The organism is Tardiphaga sp. 37S4 (assembly GCF_021044645.1).
GTDB lineage: Bacteria > Pseudomonadota > Alphaproteobacteria > Rhizobiales > Xanthobacteraceae > Tardiphaga > Tardiphaga robiniae.
In genome coordinates, this window is record NZ_CP088008.1 from 3714588 (window position 1) to 3730459 (window position 15872).

General features: G+C 60.4%; 13 protein-coding genes. 4 read left to right on the top strand and 9 right to left on the bottom strand.

From position 1 onward, the window contains the following. Positions 1-4 precede the first annotated feature (4 nt). Complete coding sequence (locus LPB73_RS17745) at positions 5-172, bottom strand: hypothetical protein (RefSeq protein ID WP_158596778.1); 168 nt, start codon at positions 170-172, stop codon at positions 5-7. A 360-nt stretch (positions 173-532) separates the two neighbouring features. Between LPB73_RS17745 and LPB73_RS17750 the strand changes: the two genes are divergently transcribed. Together LPB73_RS17750 and LPB73_RS17755 are read left to right on the top strand one after the other, a co-directional pair. Then, complete coding sequence (locus LPB73_RS17750; protein ID WP_231077708.1) at positions 533-1492, top strand: polysaccharide deacetylase family protein; 960 nt, start codon at positions 533-535, stop codon at positions 1490-1492. Continuing rightward, a complete protein-coding gene (locus LPB73_RS17755; RefSeq protein ID WP_120288883.1) occupies positions 1489-2382 on the top strand; it encodes a polysaccharide deacetylase family protein in 894 nt (297 codons plus the stop codon). Before LPB73_RS17750 ends, LPB73_RS17755 begins: the two co-directional genes overlap by 4 nt. 192 nt (positions 2383-2574) lie before the next feature. Here the strand turns inward: LPB73_RS17755 and ggt are convergent, their stop codons facing one another. Further along, positions 2575-4152: a gamma-glutamyltransferase gene (ggt, locus tag LPB73_RS17760; RefSeq protein ID WP_231077709.1), complete on the bottom strand. Its 1578-nt coding sequence runs from the start codon at positions 4150-4152 to the stop codon at positions 2575-2577. A gap of 54 nt (positions 4153-4206) precedes the next feature. Between ggt and LPB73_RS29130 the strand changes: the two genes are divergently transcribed. After that, entirely contained in the window at positions 4207-4329 is a 123-nt protein-coding gene (locus tag LPB73_RS29130) for a hypothetical protein (protein ID WP_256461200.1), read from the top strand. 138 nt (positions 4330-4467) lie between these two features. Here the strand turns inward: LPB73_RS29130 and LPB73_RS17765 are convergent, their stop codons facing one another. From LPB73_RS17765 to LPB73_RS17790, 6 genes are read right to left on the bottom strand one after another with little or no spacing between them, the layout of a single operon-like run. After that, positions 4468-6477 carry a primary-amine oxidase gene (locus LPB73_RS17765; protein WP_175368224.1) on the bottom strand — a complete coding sequence of 670 codons (2010 nt, stop codon included), beginning with the start codon at positions 6475-6477 and terminating at the stop codon, positions 4468-4470. A gap of 42 nt (positions 6478-6519) precedes the next feature. Beyond that, positions 6520-8130 (bottom strand): ABC transporter ATP-binding protein, encoded by a 1611-nt coding sequence (locus LPB73_RS17770; RefSeq protein WP_120288881.1) that lies wholly within the window; start codon positions 8128-8130, stop codon positions 6520-6522. Next, positions 8127-9014: an ABC transporter permease gene (locus tag LPB73_RS17775; protein ID WP_175368223.1), complete on the bottom strand. Its 888-nt coding sequence runs from the start codon at positions 9012-9014 to the stop codon at positions 8127-8129. Before LPB73_RS17775 ends, LPB73_RS17770 begins: the two co-directional genes overlap by 4 nt. After that, on the bottom strand, positions 9011-9961 hold the full coding sequence (locus LPB73_RS17780; protein WP_175368222.1) for an ABC transporter permease: 951 nt from the start codon (positions 9959-9961) through the stop codon (positions 9011-9013). The genes LPB73_RS17775 and LPB73_RS17780 overlap by 4 nt, the downstream gene beginning before the upstream one ends. 2 nt (positions 9962-9963) lie before the next feature. Next, the gene (locus LPB73_RS17785) at positions 9964-11556 is read right to left on the bottom strand and encodes an ABC transporter substrate-binding protein (protein WP_231077710.1); all 1593 of its coding nucleotides are present in this window, start codon (positions 11554-11556) and stop codon (positions 9964-9966) included. Positions 11557-11607: 51 nt separating this feature from the next. Then, complete coding sequence (locus LPB73_RS17790) at positions 11608-12801, bottom strand: serine hydrolase domain-containing protein (RefSeq protein ID WP_120289247.1); 1194 nt, start codon at positions 12799-12801, stop codon at positions 11608-11610. Between the two features lie 209 nt (positions 12802-13010). Between LPB73_RS17790 and LPB73_RS17795 the strand changes: the two genes are divergently transcribed. Continuing rightward, complete coding sequence (locus LPB73_RS17795) at positions 13011-14003, top strand: helix-turn-helix domain-containing protein (protein ID WP_120288878.1); 993 nt, start codon at positions 13011-13013, stop codon at positions 14001-14003. A 942-nt stretch (positions 14004-14945) separates the two neighbouring features. On the opposite strand, the gene LPB73_RS17800 is transcribed toward LPB73_RS17795, so the two are convergent. Continuing rightward, positions 14946-15863 (bottom strand): dihydrodipicolinate synthase family protein, encoded by a 918-nt coding sequence (locus LPB73_RS17800; protein ID WP_231077711.1) that lies wholly within the window; start codon positions 15861-15863, stop codon positions 14946-14948. Between the last annotated feature and the right edge of the window lie 9 nt (positions 15864-15872).

Consider the following 15872-nt stretch of genomic DNA (forward strand, 5'->3'; position numbering starts at 1 on the left):
TTCCTTAGTTGTCCCAAGTTCCGACAATCGAATTGATATTGCCACGCAGGTGGAATTCGACCTTCTCGGCGGCGATCTGCCCGGCGAAAACGCGAGGGCGCAAAACAGTCAGGCCGGTGGATGCGCTCATGCGCGCAGAGGTTGTCGACAACCCGTTGGTGAAAGTGGCCATGGCAGCTCCTTGCAAAGGCGGTAATCACCACAAAGCAAGACTGACACCACAATCGGATCGCCCTGTATTCACGACGATCTTATTCCACCTGATGAGATGGCTGACCAAAGATCGCGAGTTCTTGCCGGCCGCGTGCTCCCCCAGGAACCCAATCAGCGACCGGCTGGCCTACCGAGACCGTTGTGATATCCCGGCCCAGACGGCGACCATGCTATCCAATTGAGCGACTTGCCGAAGTTTAAGGCGCTCCGTTTCCGCGCGATGGCGCCTCCATCCAGCTTGGCGCCCAATGCGCCGACCGGCAGAGCAAGACCGCATAGCCAGCCTTCCTCGGCACACAATGATTGTGCGATCAATACAATGGCTGAACACATCGCCCCTCGCCAAGGAAGTCCGCTGATGAACGCACGTATTGCCTATATCCCCATCACCAAGCGTCCAGACCTGCGCTGGCCCGGCGGCAAACGGATGGCGTGCTGGATCGTCCCGAATGTCGAGCACTACCAATATCTAGGGGACGTCGGCCAAAAAGTTGATCCGTATCCGCGCCTGCCACATCCCGACATGATGGTCTACACGGACGTCGACTACGGCAACCGGATCGGCTTCTGGCGCATGCTGGACGTGTTCGATCGCTACCAACTGCCGATCACCTGCTCGCTAAATCTTGCTGTGTACGAGATGTTTCCTGAAATCCGCGAGGCCGGCGAGGCCCGCGGATGGGAAGTCATGAGCCATGGCATCTACAACAGCCGTCACCACTGGGGCCTAAGCCGCGACGATGAGAGAGCGGTGATCCAGAACTCGATCGACCGGCACAAGGCCCTGACCAGACGCGACATGCGCGGCTTCTTCGCGCCTTTTGCCGCATCGACCGAACATACCGAGGACCTCTGCGCGGAACTCGGCCTGAGCTACTACGTCGACTACGGCTTCGACGATCAGCCGACGCCACTGCGTGTTCCGAACGGGAAACTGCTCGCCATCCCTTATTCGTTTGATGTCAATGACGGCATGAACTTCCGCGGCAATGTGGAGGCAAAGGCCTTCGCCCGGAATACGATCGCTTATTTCGACCAGCTCTACAGCGACAGCGCCCATGGCGGCGGGCGGGTCGCCTGCATTCCGATCCATCCATTTTTCCTCGGACAGCCGCACCGCGCCAAATATCTCGACGAGATTCTGGCCCATGTTAGCCCGCATGACGATGTTTGGTTCGCAACGGGGAGCCAGATTGCAGACTGGTATTACGAACATCACCATCCGCTGATCGAACCGCTGTTGCGCGAGGCCGGGTTCTTCGAGGAGAGCCGTCAATGATTCCCTGCAAACCGAACGTCCTGGACCAAGACATTTACCCACACTCGCCGCTGCCGGGGCGCAAGCCATGGAAGCCGCATGGCGCGGCTCGCATTGCCTTCGTCATTTATTTGTACTTCGAGCAATTCGAGGCGATGCCGCCGCAAGAGGCGATCTTCGACCGGCGCTATATTCAGGGCTTTGCACGGCATGCTCCGCATTTGCGCGCCAACGCAGCCTTCGAGTATGGCAACAGGGTCGGGATCTTCCGGGTCCTTGATCTTCTTGACCGGCACGGCCTGCGCGCGAGCGTGGCGGCCAACAACGCGGCGGTCACTGCCTATCCTTATCTGGTCGATCAATTCCTACAGCGCGGCTTCGAATTCCTGGCACACGGCGACTATGCGTCGCGGATGATCACGTCCGCAATGCCATTGGCGCAACAGCGGCAGATCGTGGCGCGATCACAGGACACACTTGAGAGAGCGACAGGGCAGCGGCCTAAAGGCTGGCTATCGCAAGACTACGGGCAATCCCGCGAACTTCCGTCGATTCTGGCAGAGACGGGCTTTGATTATCTTTGCGACTATGGAAATGACGAACAACCCTACGCGACCACGACAACGCCTCCGCTTATCTCCGTTCCTAACCAGTCGGAATGGAACGACGTGGAGATGCTCGTCCATCGCAAGGTGACCAGTGAAGACTATGCGCTTTCGGTGATGGATGCGTTCGACGGCCTTTATGCTGAAGGCGCCGCATCGACCAAGTTCTTCGGTCTCCACATCCATCCGTGGATATCAGCCCAGCCGGCGCGGTTTCGCCATCTAAGTGAGATTGTTGAGCATATCGCCAGCCACACTGAAATTTGGCACGCGACCACGGGAGAAATCGTCTCCAGAGTCAAGTGAGATTAGACTACTCCAATGTGGGGACGATCATTCTGTTACAAGCGCAATCAACCTGCTGTTCAGAATGCCATTTTTGCATCCCTATAAGGTGCTTTCGCGGATTGGGCGTAGTTCGTCACCGCCCCTATCCGGAGGTTCGGAATCCAGTGTTGAGCAACGTCCGCTTTGCGCCAAAAGCGGTCTGTCACGGGACTAAAATCCGAGCGCAAGGCCGTCCTTCCGATGGTCCGATGCGCCAAGCAGGACGCCGCGGTCGCGGTCGATCTGGATCGCCTGACAACCTCCAATTCCGGCATCCGCCCACCTGATGCGATGCCCGCGTGCGGAAAGCTCGTTTTTCATCGCCTCCGGAATTGTGGTTTCCAGCTCCAGCATGCCGTCGAAAGCAAATGAGCGCGGCGCTTCCGCCGCTGCCTGGATATCCATTCCATGATCGAGCATATTGCAGAGGAAGTTTGCGTGACCACAGGCCTGATAATGGCCGCCCATCACGCCGAACGGCATCACCGCACGGCCGCTCTTCATCAACATCCCCGGGATGATTGTATGCATCGGACGCTTGCGCGGTCCCAGCGAATTCGGGTGGCCAGGCGTGGCGCGAAAACTCCAGCCGCGATTGTGTAGCAGCACACCCGACTTCCGCGCATAAATTCCGCTGCCGAACGGATAGAATAGCGAGTTGATCAGCGATACCGCGTTGAGGTCGCGGTCCACGACCGTGACATAAACCGTGTCGCGATGCTCAATGTCGTCCCAGCTTTCCACCGTGGAAGCTTTCGCCATGTCGATTTTTGCGCGGATGGCGGCGATGTAATCATCGGACAGAAAGTGCGATGCATCGACCGCATCCCTTACCGGATCGCAGAAATATGCATCGCGGGCACGATACGCCGCCTTGGTTGCCTCGGCCAGCAGATGAATGCGATCTGCCTCGGACAGATCACCCATGCTGTAGCCGGCCAAGGTGCGCAGGATCATCAGCGCGGCAAGACCCTGCCCGTTCGGCGGACACTCCATCACGTCGTGATCACGGTACGACGCCGAGATCGGCGTGACATATTCGCTGCGCTGGGCGGCAAAATCTCCGGCTTCATGCACACCGCCGAGCGAACGCAACGTCGCGACGATGTCGTCGGCAACCTCGCCCTCGTAGAAGCCGGCACGGCCTTCGCGCGCTATGCGCCGGAATGTGGTTGCCAGCGCAGGTTGGGCCCGCTTGTCGCCGACTGTCGGCGCCTCACCGTGCGGCAGAAACTGTGCTGCGGTGTCCGGAAGGCTCTCGACCCGGCTACGGAACGCTGCCCAGTCGGCGGCAACACGCGGCGTAATGCGAAAACCGTTCTCGGCTGCGTCAATGGCCGCCGCAAAAACCTCGGAAAGCGGCCTGCTGCCGTAGTCGGCGCTCAGCCTGCACCAGGCGTCGATCGAGCCGGGGACGGTCACCGCCTCGGGTGAGGTTGGCGGAATATCGCGGCCGCCCGCGTCAGCATATCGGCTGGCATCGGTCTTGGCCGGTGTGCGGCCAGAGCCATTGAGCGCAACGGGAGCGCCACCCTTCGGCGAATACAGTGCGAAGCAGTCGCCGCCAATTCCGGTCATCTGCGGCTCGACAACGCCTTGAACCGCAACGGCCGCCAGCGCCGCGTCAATGGCATTGCCGCCGGCCTTCAGCATTTCGACCGCCGCAAGCGTCGCCTGCGGATGCGAGGTTGCTGCCATGCCGCGTTCGGCGACGGCTACGGAACGGGCGACAGCCATGAAGTCACGCATGATGTTTCCTCATCAATAGATGGCTCGGATCAGCGAACCAACGTGGCGCGATCGATGGCCGAGCAGATCGGCCCAAGCGGATGGCTCACGATGCCTGAGATGCCGACCGTCAACAGGCCCAACGTAACCGCGAACGCCAAGCCGCCGGCGATTGTGATCTGCCTGGCCGCGGCATGACCTGTTGTAATATGACTGCGATGCACCGTGCAGTGACCGCGACCGAGATGATTTCGGCGGAGCATCGACAAGCCGGGAAGCGCTGCAAGCAGCGCCAGCAAACAGCAGATCATCGCCCCGGCCTCTCGATCATGACGATCAGGATTTGCCGCAGCATGACGAAGCCGTCGCAGCACCTGCAGTGTCCGCACTCAGCACGCTGCGTCCGTTGCGCTCCGGAGCAATGTCATTGGCCGGATTTGCAGCAAAGAAACCGTTCGGCTTCAGCATGAAGCCCGCATATTCCACTGGCATCACGGGAAAGTCCTCGGGCTTGCAGACATGGGTGTGGCCAAACGAGTGCCACAGCACGATGTCAGTGTTCTCGATATTACGGTTCTGCTCGATGTAATGCGGCAGGCCGTCCCCGCCAGCATGCACGTTCGGATAGTCGCCGCTGGCATATTTCTCCGCGGGATCGTAGGGCGTGACCCAGACATGCTTGGTGGCGAAGCCGCCGCGCTTGCGTACGAAGCTGCCTTCTTGCGCCAGCATCACCGGGCTCGGCGTTACGATCAGCTTGTAGCCGACGGGATTGCCGACGCTGTTCTTGCTGTTCGGATTGGTGACCTTCCAGTAACGCCCGCTTTGCCCGTCGGCGATGGCCGCTGCATCGCGTTCGCGCGACAGCGTCTTGCTCTTGAGATCGAAAGCATTGCCATAAGGGTTGTCCGTGCCCCATGGGCGCTGCGCGAATTCATGTTCAGTGACGGTGTTGCCGCCGCCATCGAGATCCATATGTATGCGCACATTGAAAAAATGCTGATGCGTGGGGCCGCCGAGATTGTCATCGACCATGCCGCCCCACGCATATTTCTCGCCGGGCATCACCGCCGCAGTCTGGATGATACCGGTGAGCTTGGCCTCAAGCTGAATGGTGCCGTCCTGGTAGAGATACCAGTAAAAGCCGTAGTCATAATTTCCGACGGTGGCGAAGAAGCTGATCACTAGGCGCCGCGAGCGACGCACCTCGAACAACCCGTTGCGGAATTCGTAGTGCTTCCAGAGGATGCCGTAATCCTCTTCGTGCATGCAGACCGCATTCTTCATCTCAAATGGCTGGCCCTGCTCGTCGGCCGCCGGGATATTGAAATAGTGGATGTTGCCGAGGCAGTCGCAGCCAAGCTCCAGCGCATTGGCGAGCATGCCGAGGCCATATTCGCCGGCATCGAAGGCCGACTTCCAATAGTGATTGGCGGTCGGGTCGGCGTAAGGCACCACCATTTCGGTGACGCTCGCGCGATGGATGATAGAACGCTTGCGATCTCCGTCCTGATAAGACAGCTGATGCAGCACCAATCCTTCGCGCGGCGTGAAGCCGACGCGAAAGCTCCACTTCTGCCAGTCTACCTTCCAGCCGTCGACCTTGAAGCTCGGCCCTTCCGGCTGCTCAATGTTCAAAGGCTTGATGTCGGTACGCGGATTAGTGTTTTCATGAGCGCCGTAGTTGCGCTTTTTCTTCGGGATCGGAATGACCTTGTCGTCATCCAGCAGATCGACCACCTTCTGATGGACGAGATCGACGACAGCGACGACACCTTCCACTGGATGTGCATAGGCGTTATCCTTGAGATCGTCGCGGAAGAATGTCACCGCGCGCAGGATGCGGCGCCCCCGTTCGAAGTCCCTATCGAAGAACCCCGACGAAAACGGATCGACCTGCGCCATTTCCATGTCCTTGTCAGACATTCCGCGGCGGCGCATGGCAGTGCGCCAGCCCTCATCTGCCTTGACGATCTGCTCGCACAGCATGAATTCGGCGATCATCACCGGCGGCTGGCCATAGGGCGCATCGGCATTGGGCAGCAGCTTGGTGTCAACGATGCGAGCCGCCGTCAAATCGACGATGAACTCCGTCGCAGCGCCAGTCTCGGATTCCAGCGCCACCACAAAAGCCAGTCGCGGCAACGGCGCACCTGTCGCATGACTGCGTAACTCGGCCTTGCTTGGCTCTTCCAGCCGTACGATCGGGAAGCGGCACCGCGGCGTGACCTTACCATTCGCCTTGACGAGATCGCAGGCGGCGCCGATCTCCTCCAGCGTCAACGGATCGAGCGGATGGATGGCGGCGACCACGGCATCGTTCTGGATTTTCTGCATCACCGTCATGACGACACTCCTGAAGGCGCATCGCGCCGGTAGGTTGGAAGATTATTGAAGACGCTCGCGGCCGGGCGCAGCAGCGAACAGCGCGCGGGTATAGGTATGTTGCGGATTGGCAAAGATCTCCGCGGTCGGACCGCTCTCGACGATCTCGCCGGATTTCATCACCATGATGCGATCGCAAAGTTCGCCGGCAACGCGCAGGTCATGGGTGATGAACAGCATCGCCAGGCCAAGCCGGCTGCGCAGGTCAGCAAACAGCTTCAACACCTGCGCCTGAACGGTGACGTCGAGCGCCGACACCGCTTCGTCGGCGATCAGTATCTGCGGCTCCGAGGCCAGGGCACGCGCAATGCAAATGCGCTGGCGCTGGCCGCCGGAGAATTCGTGTGGGAAGCGATGCATCACCTGCGGATCCATCCCGACCAGTTCGAGCAGCGCCGACACCTTTTCGCGTGCGACCTGCGGAGAGGCACCGAAATTCACCACGCCCTCGATCATCGACTGTCCGACCGACAGGCGTGGATTGAGCGAGCGATAAGGGTCTTGGAAGACGACTTGAATGTAGCGTCGGTGTGGCCTTAGCGTCTCATTGGAGACAGCGGCGATATCCGTGCCGAGCAGATTGATCTCGCCGGATGTCGGCTTCATCAGCCGTGCTACGCAGCGCGCCAGCGTCGATTTGCCGGAACCGGACTCGCCGACTACCCCGAGAATCTCGCCGCGGCCGAGCGTGAAGGCGGCATCGCGGACCGCATGGGTGACACGACCACGCCCGAATAAGCCACGATGACCATAGGTCATCTTCAGACCCTTCACCGCGAGCACATCGGGCGCCAGCTCGCGCGCGGACGTCGGGATAGTGATGCCCTTCGGCACGGAGTCGATCAGCAAGCGCGTATAGGCCTGGGCGGGATGCCCGAGCACCGCGTCGGCGCCGCCACTCTCGACCACCGCGCCCTTTTGCATCACCACCACCTGATCGGCGATGTCGGCAACCACGCCAAAATCATGCGTGATGAAGAGCACACCGATATTCTTGCGCTTCACCAGATCCTTGATGAGCATAAGGATCTGCTTCTGTGTGGTCACGTCGAGTGCCGTGGTGGGCTCGTCCGCGATCAGCAGCACCGGCTCCAGCAGCATCGCCATGGCGATCATCACACGCTGGCGCTGGCCGCCTGACAGCTGGTGCGGATAGGCATGCATCATCTGCGGTGCATTGGGCAGCAGCATGTCTTCCAGCGCCGCCAGCACGCGTCTATTGACCTCGGCTTTGCTCGGCCGAACGTCCGAGTGCCATTCGATGAGCTCGGCGAGCTGCTCGCGGACGGTCATTACCGGATTGAGCGCCGTCATCGGCTCCTGGAAGATCATGCCGATGCGGCTGCCGCGCAGCGCGCGCATGCGCTCTGTTGATGCGCCAAGCAATTCCTCGCCTAGCAGCTTAATCGAGCCTCCCACCGGTCTCAGCCCGTCAGGCAACAGCCCCATGACGCTGAAGGCCGTGACCGATTTGCCGGAGCCGGACTCGCCAACGACGCAGACAATGCCGCCCGATGGCACCGTGATATCGATATCTTTGACGATACGACGACCATCGGCCTCGCCGCTCAGGCCGACTTTCAAGCCGCGGATGTCGAGCAATTCTTCGCTCATTTCGGGCCTCCCACCGATCGGGCCAGCCGCGGATCGAGCATGTCACGCAAACCGTCGCCGAGCCGGTTGATGCCAAGCACCGTCAGCGCGATGCAGATGCCGGGAAACAACATCAGTCCCGGCCGCACCTGAAAATAAAGCCGCGCATCGGACATCATGTTGCCCCAGCTTGGAATCTCGTCGGGCATGCCGATGCCGAGGAACGACAGCGACGCCTCGATCAGGATTGCGGATGAGGCGATATAAGTCGCCTGCACGATCAGCGGCGCCATGATGTTCGGGACGATATGCCGAGCCATCAGCACCGGCAGCCGCGTGCCCATGCTGACTGCCGCCTCGACATAGGCCTCCTCGCGCACCGTGAGCACCACACTGCGCACCATGCGGGCAACGCGCGGGATTTCGGGGATCGCGATGGCAATGCAGATGGTGGTGATGGACGGTCCGAGACCGCCGATCAGCGCGATCGCCAGCAGGATGGCCGGAATCGCCATCATCCCGTCCATCATGCGCATCAGCACATTGTCGATCCAGCGCACCATGCCGGCGATCAGGCCAAGCAAGCTACCCAATGCGACGGCGATGAAGGCCACCGAGCCGCCGACGACCAGCGAGACGCGGCTGCCATAGACCAGCCGGCTCCAGATATCGCGACCGAGATTATCGGTACCGAGCCAATTGACCGCACTGGGCGGACGCAACCGCAAGCGCGGCTTGATGGCCGCTGGATCCACCGTCCATAGCCAGCTGGCAAAGATCGAGATCAACGCCAACAGCACGAGGATGCAGAGGCCGAACAGCACTGTCCTGTTGCGCAGCAGTCGGCCGGCGAAAGCGCGAATATTGATCGATGAGGTGGGTGCAGAGACCGTGATCGCGCTCATTGCTGGCTGATCCTTGGGTCGAAGAAGGAATAGCTGAGATCGACCAGCAGATTGATCGCCACATAGGCGCTGCCGAAAACGACGATCACGCCCTGGATCACCGGATAGTCACGCGCCAGCACCGAATCCACGACGAGACGTCCGAGGCCCGGCAGATTGAACACGCTTTCGGTCACCACGACGCCACCGATCAGCAACGCGATGCCGATGCCGACGATGGAGACGATCGGCACCGCCGCATTGCGCAGCGCATGCTTGAACACCACGATCCGCTCCGGCAAGCCCTTGGCCCGCGCGGTACGGACAAAATCCTCCGACAGAACTTCGAGCATGCTCGTGCGCGCCACGCGCGCGATCAGCGCGATATAGACGAGGCTCAGCGTCAGCGTCGGCAATGTAAGGTGCCAGAGAAACAGACCGAGCCCATCACTCAGCGGCACATAACCCTGCACCGGAAACAGCCCGAACTGCATCGAGAGAAGATAGATCCAGAAATAACCGATGGCGAAGGTCGGTACCGCAAAGCCCGTCACCGAGGTCCACATGGCGAAGCGATCGAGCCAGCCGCCGCGCCGCCATGCGGCGAGCACGCCGATTGGCACACCGACCACCACCGAGAACACGATCGTGGTGATCGACACGGCCACCGTCGGGCCAACGCGTTGGGCGATCAGCGCCGTGACAGGCTGGCCGGACACGATCGAGGTGCCGAGATCGCCATGCAACATGCGCCATAGCCAGTTCAGGAACTGCATCGCCAGCGGCTGATCAAGTCCGAGACGCGCTCGGATGGCAGCGATGGCCGCGGGATCGGCATTATCGCCGGCGAGCTGCGCCACCGGATCGCCCGAGGCGAAGCGCAGCAGCATGAATGCGATCAACGCCACCACCCCCAGGACGGGAATGACGGAGACCGATCGCTTCAGGAGGACGCCGGCGACTGCCATGCTCAGGCCGTCTTCTCGACGTTCCAGAACAGCGGCGCCGGTGCGGTGACGATGTTCTTGAGCGCCTTGCTGTGCGACACCGGCTGCTTGAACTGGCCACCGGGAATATGGGTCATCACATCATAAGCCCGCTTCTGGATCGCTTCGGCTACCGTCTTCTGGGCAGCGGCATCTGTCTCCAGCGCGAACTTGTTGCGCAGGCTTTCGATCTCCGTATCCTCCGGCCAGCCAAAGAAGCCGCCGGTCTTGCCGCGGGTGTCGAGCACTGTGCTGGCCAGTGGATTCATCAACTCGGTGGTCGTGGTGACCCAGTGGGTCATCGACCAGCCGCCATTCGCTGTCGAATCCTGCTTGACGCGGCGCGCCAGCAGCGAGCCCCAATCCATCGTCTGCACCTCGACATTCATGCCGATGGCACGCAGTTTTTGTGCAGTGACCGTGCTGGAGCCAGACAGCAGCGGCGAGTCGGTGCCCTGCAGCATCACCACCTTCTCGCCCTTGTAGCCGCCCTTCTTGAGCAGATCCTTGGCGCGAGCGATATCAGGCTTGGTGTTCCAGCCGACTTCGCTGGCCAGCGGCGTGGTGACGCCGAACATCGCTGCGGAGGCCTGATAGTAGTCGGGATTGCCTACCTGTGCGTCGAGCCAGTCGGCCTGGTCGCTCGCATACATGACGGCCTGGCGGATTTCCTGCTTGTTGAACGGCTCGCTGAGCCAGTTCATGCGCACCACCGACATGAAGCCGAGCGGATTGTAATCGGCCACGGTGACGTCCTTGGCCGCGATCAGCGACGGCAGCATGTCGTGCGGCGCGGCTTCGAGGAAGTCGATCTCCTTGTTGATCAGCGCATTCGCCGCGGTCTGGAAGTCCGGCATGCTGATCCACTCGTAACGGTCGATCTTCACAATCTTGCCGCCGGCGAGGCCGTCCGACGGCTCGTCGCGCGAGACATAGTCCGCATTACGCTCATAGACCGCGCGGCTGCCCGGACGGAATTCGGAGGTAACGAAGCGGAATGGGCCGGAGCCGACAAATTCGGTGACCGGCTGTTCCGGCGGCTGCGCGGCAAGGCGCGCCGGCATGATGAAAGGCATGATGCTCGACGGCTTGGCGAGCGTCTGTAGCACCTGGCCATAGGGCGATTTCAACACAAGCTGGAACGTGCGCTCGTCCACTGGCTTGAGTTCGGCGACGAAGGTCATCATTCGCGCGCCCATGGTGTCGCGCTTGGCCCAACGTTGCAGCGAGGGGATGACGTCGGCGGACGTCACCGGCGCGCCATCGTGGAATTTCAGCCCGGAGCGCAGCTTGAATGTATAGGTCAGCTTGTCGGCCGACACCTCATAGGTATCGACCATCTGCGGACGGATCTGGAATTTGGAGTCGGTGGAGAACAGCGTGTCATAGATGTTCAGGCCGTGATTGCGCCCGGTCCAGGCCGTGTTGATGACCGGATCGGTGGCACGCAAAGGCGCATGCATCACTGCACGGATAACCTTGCCAGACTGCGCACGCGCGATGCGCGGCATCATCCCGGCAGCAAGCCCTGCGGCACCTGCCTTGAGCAACGAGCGTCGGCTGAAATCATTGAACATGACGATCTCCGGGGCAATGGGAATTGAAATCGAAAGGACGATGTCGGACAACTACGCGGTCAGATGCGCACCGATGGCTCGGAAGGCAGCAAGCCAGCGATGATCGATCGCGATATCCATCGGACTGGGCTGGGCGGCGACCTTCACGATCACGGCGTCAGTCGATGGATCGACATGGATCCACTGACCGTGAATACCCACCGCCGCGAGATCGTTGCGCGCGGGATCAATCGTGTACCAGCAGGCACGGTAGCGGCCGTCTGGAAACACGAATGCCAGATCGCCGTCTTTCCAGGCCTGCTTGTCGCCGTTGGCATGGATGTCGTCGATCCACGCCCCCGGCACCACCTGCGTGCCATTGGCGATACCCCGCTGACGGATCATTTCACCGAACCGTGCGAGATCGCGCAACGTGGCGCAGATGCCCCCGGCCGAGCGTGACGCGCCATGGGTGTCGAGGGTGATATAGGCATCGTCCGCAGCCCCCATCGGCGCCCAGATATAGTCCGAGAGAATCTGCGCATAGGGCTTGCCGCAGGCCTTTTCATAGACCCAGCCGAGTACGTCCGTATTGGTCGAGACGTAATGAAAGACCTTGCCATGCGACCCGCCATTCGGCCGCAGCGTGGCGAGGAAGCTGCGCTGGTCGCCTTGCGCCGTTCCGTCCGGCAGCACGTCCCAGCCATTGCATAGCCGATACTTGACCACGTCGCCTTCGGGATCGTCGTAGTCCTCGTCGAACTTGATCGCCACGGTCATATCGAGCAGGTCGCGGACCGTGCAGCCGCCATAGACCGATGACGCGACTTCCGGGACATAATGCGTGACCGGCTTGTCGGGATCGAGCAGGCTGCGCTCGACCAGCACGCCGCCGAGCGTGCCACAGATCGACTTGCTCACCGAGCAGACCAGATGCGGCGTGTGCGGGGTCATGCCCTCGCCGTACCACTCGGTTACGATCTCGCCGCGATGCAGCACGACGAGGCCATCGGCATAGGTCTGGGCCAACGTCTCTGCGAGCGTTGTTGAGACGCCCTCGCCATAGGTGAATGCAAGGGCGCCGAGATCGCGAAATGCCGTCTTGAGCGGCCTTGGCGCCGCACCGCGCCGTATATCGGCGGTCGGCAACACCTGGCGGACATTGCGAAAACTCCACTGGCTGTAGGGATATTTGCGCCAGTTGAACCGGGTCACGAGCGCCTCAGCGGCGGGCGGAGCACCTTTCATGACATCGCTTGGCTTCATCGCATCCTCGCAGAACATGTCCGTCGCCCGGCATCAGCATTGATCCGGACGAGCGATCATCGGCGAGCATGCGAATTGACCGTTATCAAAAATCAGCAATTCTTGAGCGCCCCGCGGCTCACAGCGAGATGGCACGTCGCTTGCAAAACGGTCTTTCGAAAGATCAATCTATGTCTGGCACCGCCTGAATGGCTGTCCGGAGGGCCTGCATGTCGCTAAACGCCTCGGATCATTGGCTGTTTGCTGCGTCGAGCAACGATGTCGATGCACATTGCGCCAATCTCGGGCGCTGGCGGCTTGACTATGATCAGATCAGCGCCGGCGCGTTTCGCGGCAGTTTTGTCGAGGTGCGGCTGCCAGGTATCCAGGTCTTCCGCGAAACCACCAGCCAGCGTGTTCGCCAGTATGGACACCTCGGGGTCGATAGTTTCGGCATTGCCCTGCCCTGGCGCGCTGGCGACATCAACTTCAATGGCGCCTGCATGTCGTCCGGCAATGTGATCGCGTGCTTTGATGCCGAAGTCGATATGTGCACCCCGCCCGAATTCGAACTGCGCGGGGTTGTGATGAATGCTCAGCTGCTTGAGGACACGCTGCAGGATATGCAGATCGAGCTGCCTGAGGGCATCTGGCACCAGCTGCGGGAATTGCGCACCGATCCCGTCGCTGCGCAACGTCTTCGCCAATTGCTGGAATACGTCCAGGAGATCACCGACGACAATCCGGCAATCCTCGACAATCCCGCAGCACGGCAGCAGCTCGAGGATAACCTGCTGACCGAGGTGATCGATCTATTACCGAACCTCGAGCCATGCGATGACCTCCGTAGTGGCGGCACCCGCAAGCGTCTCGTTGATCGGGCCTGCTCCCTCATGCTGTCCACGCCCGAACAGCCGATGACCATCCTCGACATCTGCAAGGGCGTCGGCGCCAGCCGTCGCAAGCTGAACTACTGTTTCCAGGACGTACTCGGCAGCAACCCCATCCACTATCTACGCGCCGTCCGCCTCAATCGCGTGCGCCGCGAGCTCAAGCACTGTGTAGACGAGCGGATCGGCGTCTATGATATCGCGGTGAAGTGGGGCTTCTGGCACTTCAGCCAGTTCTCGCAGGACTACAAGCGACACTTCACCGAACTTCCGTCCGAAACTCTGCGGCGCGCGCGTGCGGATGCAAATCTGGAACTAACTCGTAACAACTAGACCGATGTCCGCTTTGCGCCGAAAGCTGCCATTTGGCTATTCTGGAACGACTATGTCCTGGGTTCACGCACGCGAAACGCAACAGACTGCCTATCCAAGACGGCGACGCCAACGTTCGATCGATTCGACTGTAGTCCCGCAACGATGCAATCTCATCGTCGTATGCGTCGCCCTGGTCCGGGCATTCCCAATAAAAGGTTCTAGCAAGTCCTGTAGCTAGCCCTCGCATGAAGAGCAGCTTTTGTCTTCCCTGATCCATTTTCATTATTGCCTGCAATTCGAAATGAATTCCCTGTTCGATGGCACAGGGAATTCGACGATTTTCCCCCTTTAATCCGCTGAATGGATGGGTCGAAAATGAACACCGGTGTCGAAAATCGCAAATTCCCTGTAAAATACCCTGTTTGCAGGGAATTGACACGGAGACAGGTGCGAACGGCACTCCCGCCCCAGCCAAGCAGTCCGGCCAAACGGCCGATAGCCCCAATTTGTCGAGAAAGGCCCGTATTGGGCGGCTTTTCAGGCGAGCGGGAAAGTCTCCGGGTGGCAAAATCGGCCCCATAACCCGCCCAATTCCCAAAAATCTCCGGCTAACACCGCAGAAACTCCCGTTTTCGGGAGACTGCGCGCGGAGACTTAGTTCGATCTTCGCTGGATGGCCGGCCCAGAGTGGGCTTCTCGCCAGTCTTCAAACGCAATGGGCCGATTTTGGGGTTTTCCGCCGCGCACTGCGCGGCGGATGAGCGCAACAGGTTTCTTGGGCGTAGCTACTCCATCCGAAAGTGGCGTTCATTTGCTCTACTATTTCCGGCAGGAGAACAATCTCCAGAAAGGCATTTCTGAAGGCGCAGATCGCGGAATTTCTAGAGGGGCAAGGCTGACGACTGCCTCTGTCCGCTTTGCGCCGTGTTGAAAAACTCCGCCTTTGAGGCTTGCCACCGACTACCTCACAGCCCGCTCCAAACGCGACAGCATGTAGTCGACCTCCTCGCGCGCCTTCACCGAGAGAACCGAGCCGGGCTTGCGCTGGGCATCCGATGCCAGGAACCCACGCTTCATCATCACATATTTCCGCACGGCGAGGCCAACGCCCTGCTGCTGTTCGTATCGCAAGAGCGGCAAGTGCGCATCGAACAGATCATGCGCCTCGTCGCGCTTGCCGGCCTTCTGCAGCTTGACCAGCTCGACCAACATGTCCGGAAAGGCGTAGCCAGTCATTGCGCCGTCTGCACCACGCTCCATTTCGAAGTCGAGGAACAGTCCGCCATTACCGGTCAGAATCGAGATCGGTCGCAACGACCCTTCGGCCTGGAACGCACGCAGCGTCGATATCTTTTCAAGACCGGGCCAGTCTTCATGCTTGAGCATAATGCAGGAAGGATTCTCCTGCACGATCTGACGGATGACTTTCGGCGTCATCTGTACCGACAGTGTCAAAGGATAGTCCTGGATCACGAACGGAATGTCGGATCCGATCGCTTCGATCGCCTGACGGTAATAGCCGGTGATTTGATCGTCGGTACGCAGGCTCGGCACAGGAGCAATCATCACACCCGCCGCGCCATTCTCCATCACGGTTCGCGACAGCGCGCGCATCGCTGCGAAACCGGACGCCGAAACGCCGACGATCACCGGCAGTTTTCCGAAGCCCTTCACGAAATGCTTAGCAATCGCGATCGATTCCTCGGGCTCGAGCTTCGGCGCCTCACCCATGATGCCAAGCACCGTGACGCCGGTTGAGCCAACCTTGAGGTATCCGTCGATCAATGTGCCGAGCGAGGCCTCATCAAGACGACCATCGGGATGAAACGGGGTGGGGGCGATTGGGAAGACGCCAGAGGCGGTTGCGTCGAGAGCCATGATTTGATC

Excerpts from the sequence above, each read along its gene's own strand:
- LPB73_RS17750 (WP_231077708.1), top strand. The coding sequence starts at position 533 with ATGGCTGAACACATCGCCCCTCGCCAAGGAAGTCCGCTGATGAACGCA.
- LPB73_RS17800 (WP_231077711.1), bottom strand. The coding sequence starts at position 15,863 with ATGGCTCTCGACGCAACCGCCTCTGGCGTCTTCCCAATCGCCCCCACC.
- ggt (WP_231077709.1), bottom strand. The coding sequence starts at position 4,152 with ATGCGTGACTTCATGGCTGTCGCCCGTTCCGTAGCCGTCGCCGAACGC.
- LPB73_RS17755 (WP_120288883.1), top strand. The coding sequence starts at position 1,489 with ATGATTCCCTGCAAACCGAACGTCCTGGACCAAGACATTTACCCACAC.
- LPB73_RS17790 (WP_120289247.1), bottom strand. The coding sequence starts at position 12,801 with ATGAAGCCAAGCGATGTCATGAAAGGTGCTCCGCCCGCCGCTGAGGCG.
- LPB73_RS17775 (WP_175368223.1), bottom strand. The coding sequence starts at position 9,014 with ATGAGCGCGATCACGGTCTCTGCACCCACCTCATCGATCAATATTCGC.
- LPB73_RS17745 (WP_158596778.1), bottom strand. The coding sequence starts at position 172 with ATGGCCACTTTCACCAACGGGTTGTCGACAACCTCTGCGCGCATGAGC.
- LPB73_RS17770 (WP_120288881.1), bottom strand. The coding sequence starts at position 8,130 with ATGAGCGAAGAATTGCTCGACATCCGCGGCTTGAAAGTCGGCCTGAGC.
- LPB73_RS17785 (WP_231077710.1), bottom strand. The coding sequence starts at position 11,556 with ATGTTCAATGATTTCAGCCGACGCTCGTTGCTCAAGGCAGGTGCCGCA.
- LPB73_RS17765 (WP_175368224.1), bottom strand. The coding sequence starts at position 6,477 with ATGACGGTGATGCAGAAAATCCAGAACGATGCCGTGGTCGCCGCCATC.
- LPB73_RS17780 (WP_175368222.1), bottom strand. The coding sequence starts at position 9,961 with ATGGCAGTCGCCGGCGTCCTCCTGAAGCGATCGGTCTCCGTCATTCCC.
- LPB73_RS17795 (WP_120288878.1), top strand. The coding sequence starts at position 13,011 with ATGTCGCTAAACGCCTCGGATCATTGGCTGTTTGCTGCGTCGAGCAAC.
- LPB73_RS29130 (WP_256461200.1), top strand. The coding sequence starts at position 4,207 with ATGGCCGAGCAGATCGGCCCAAGCGGATGGCTCACGATGCCTGAGATG.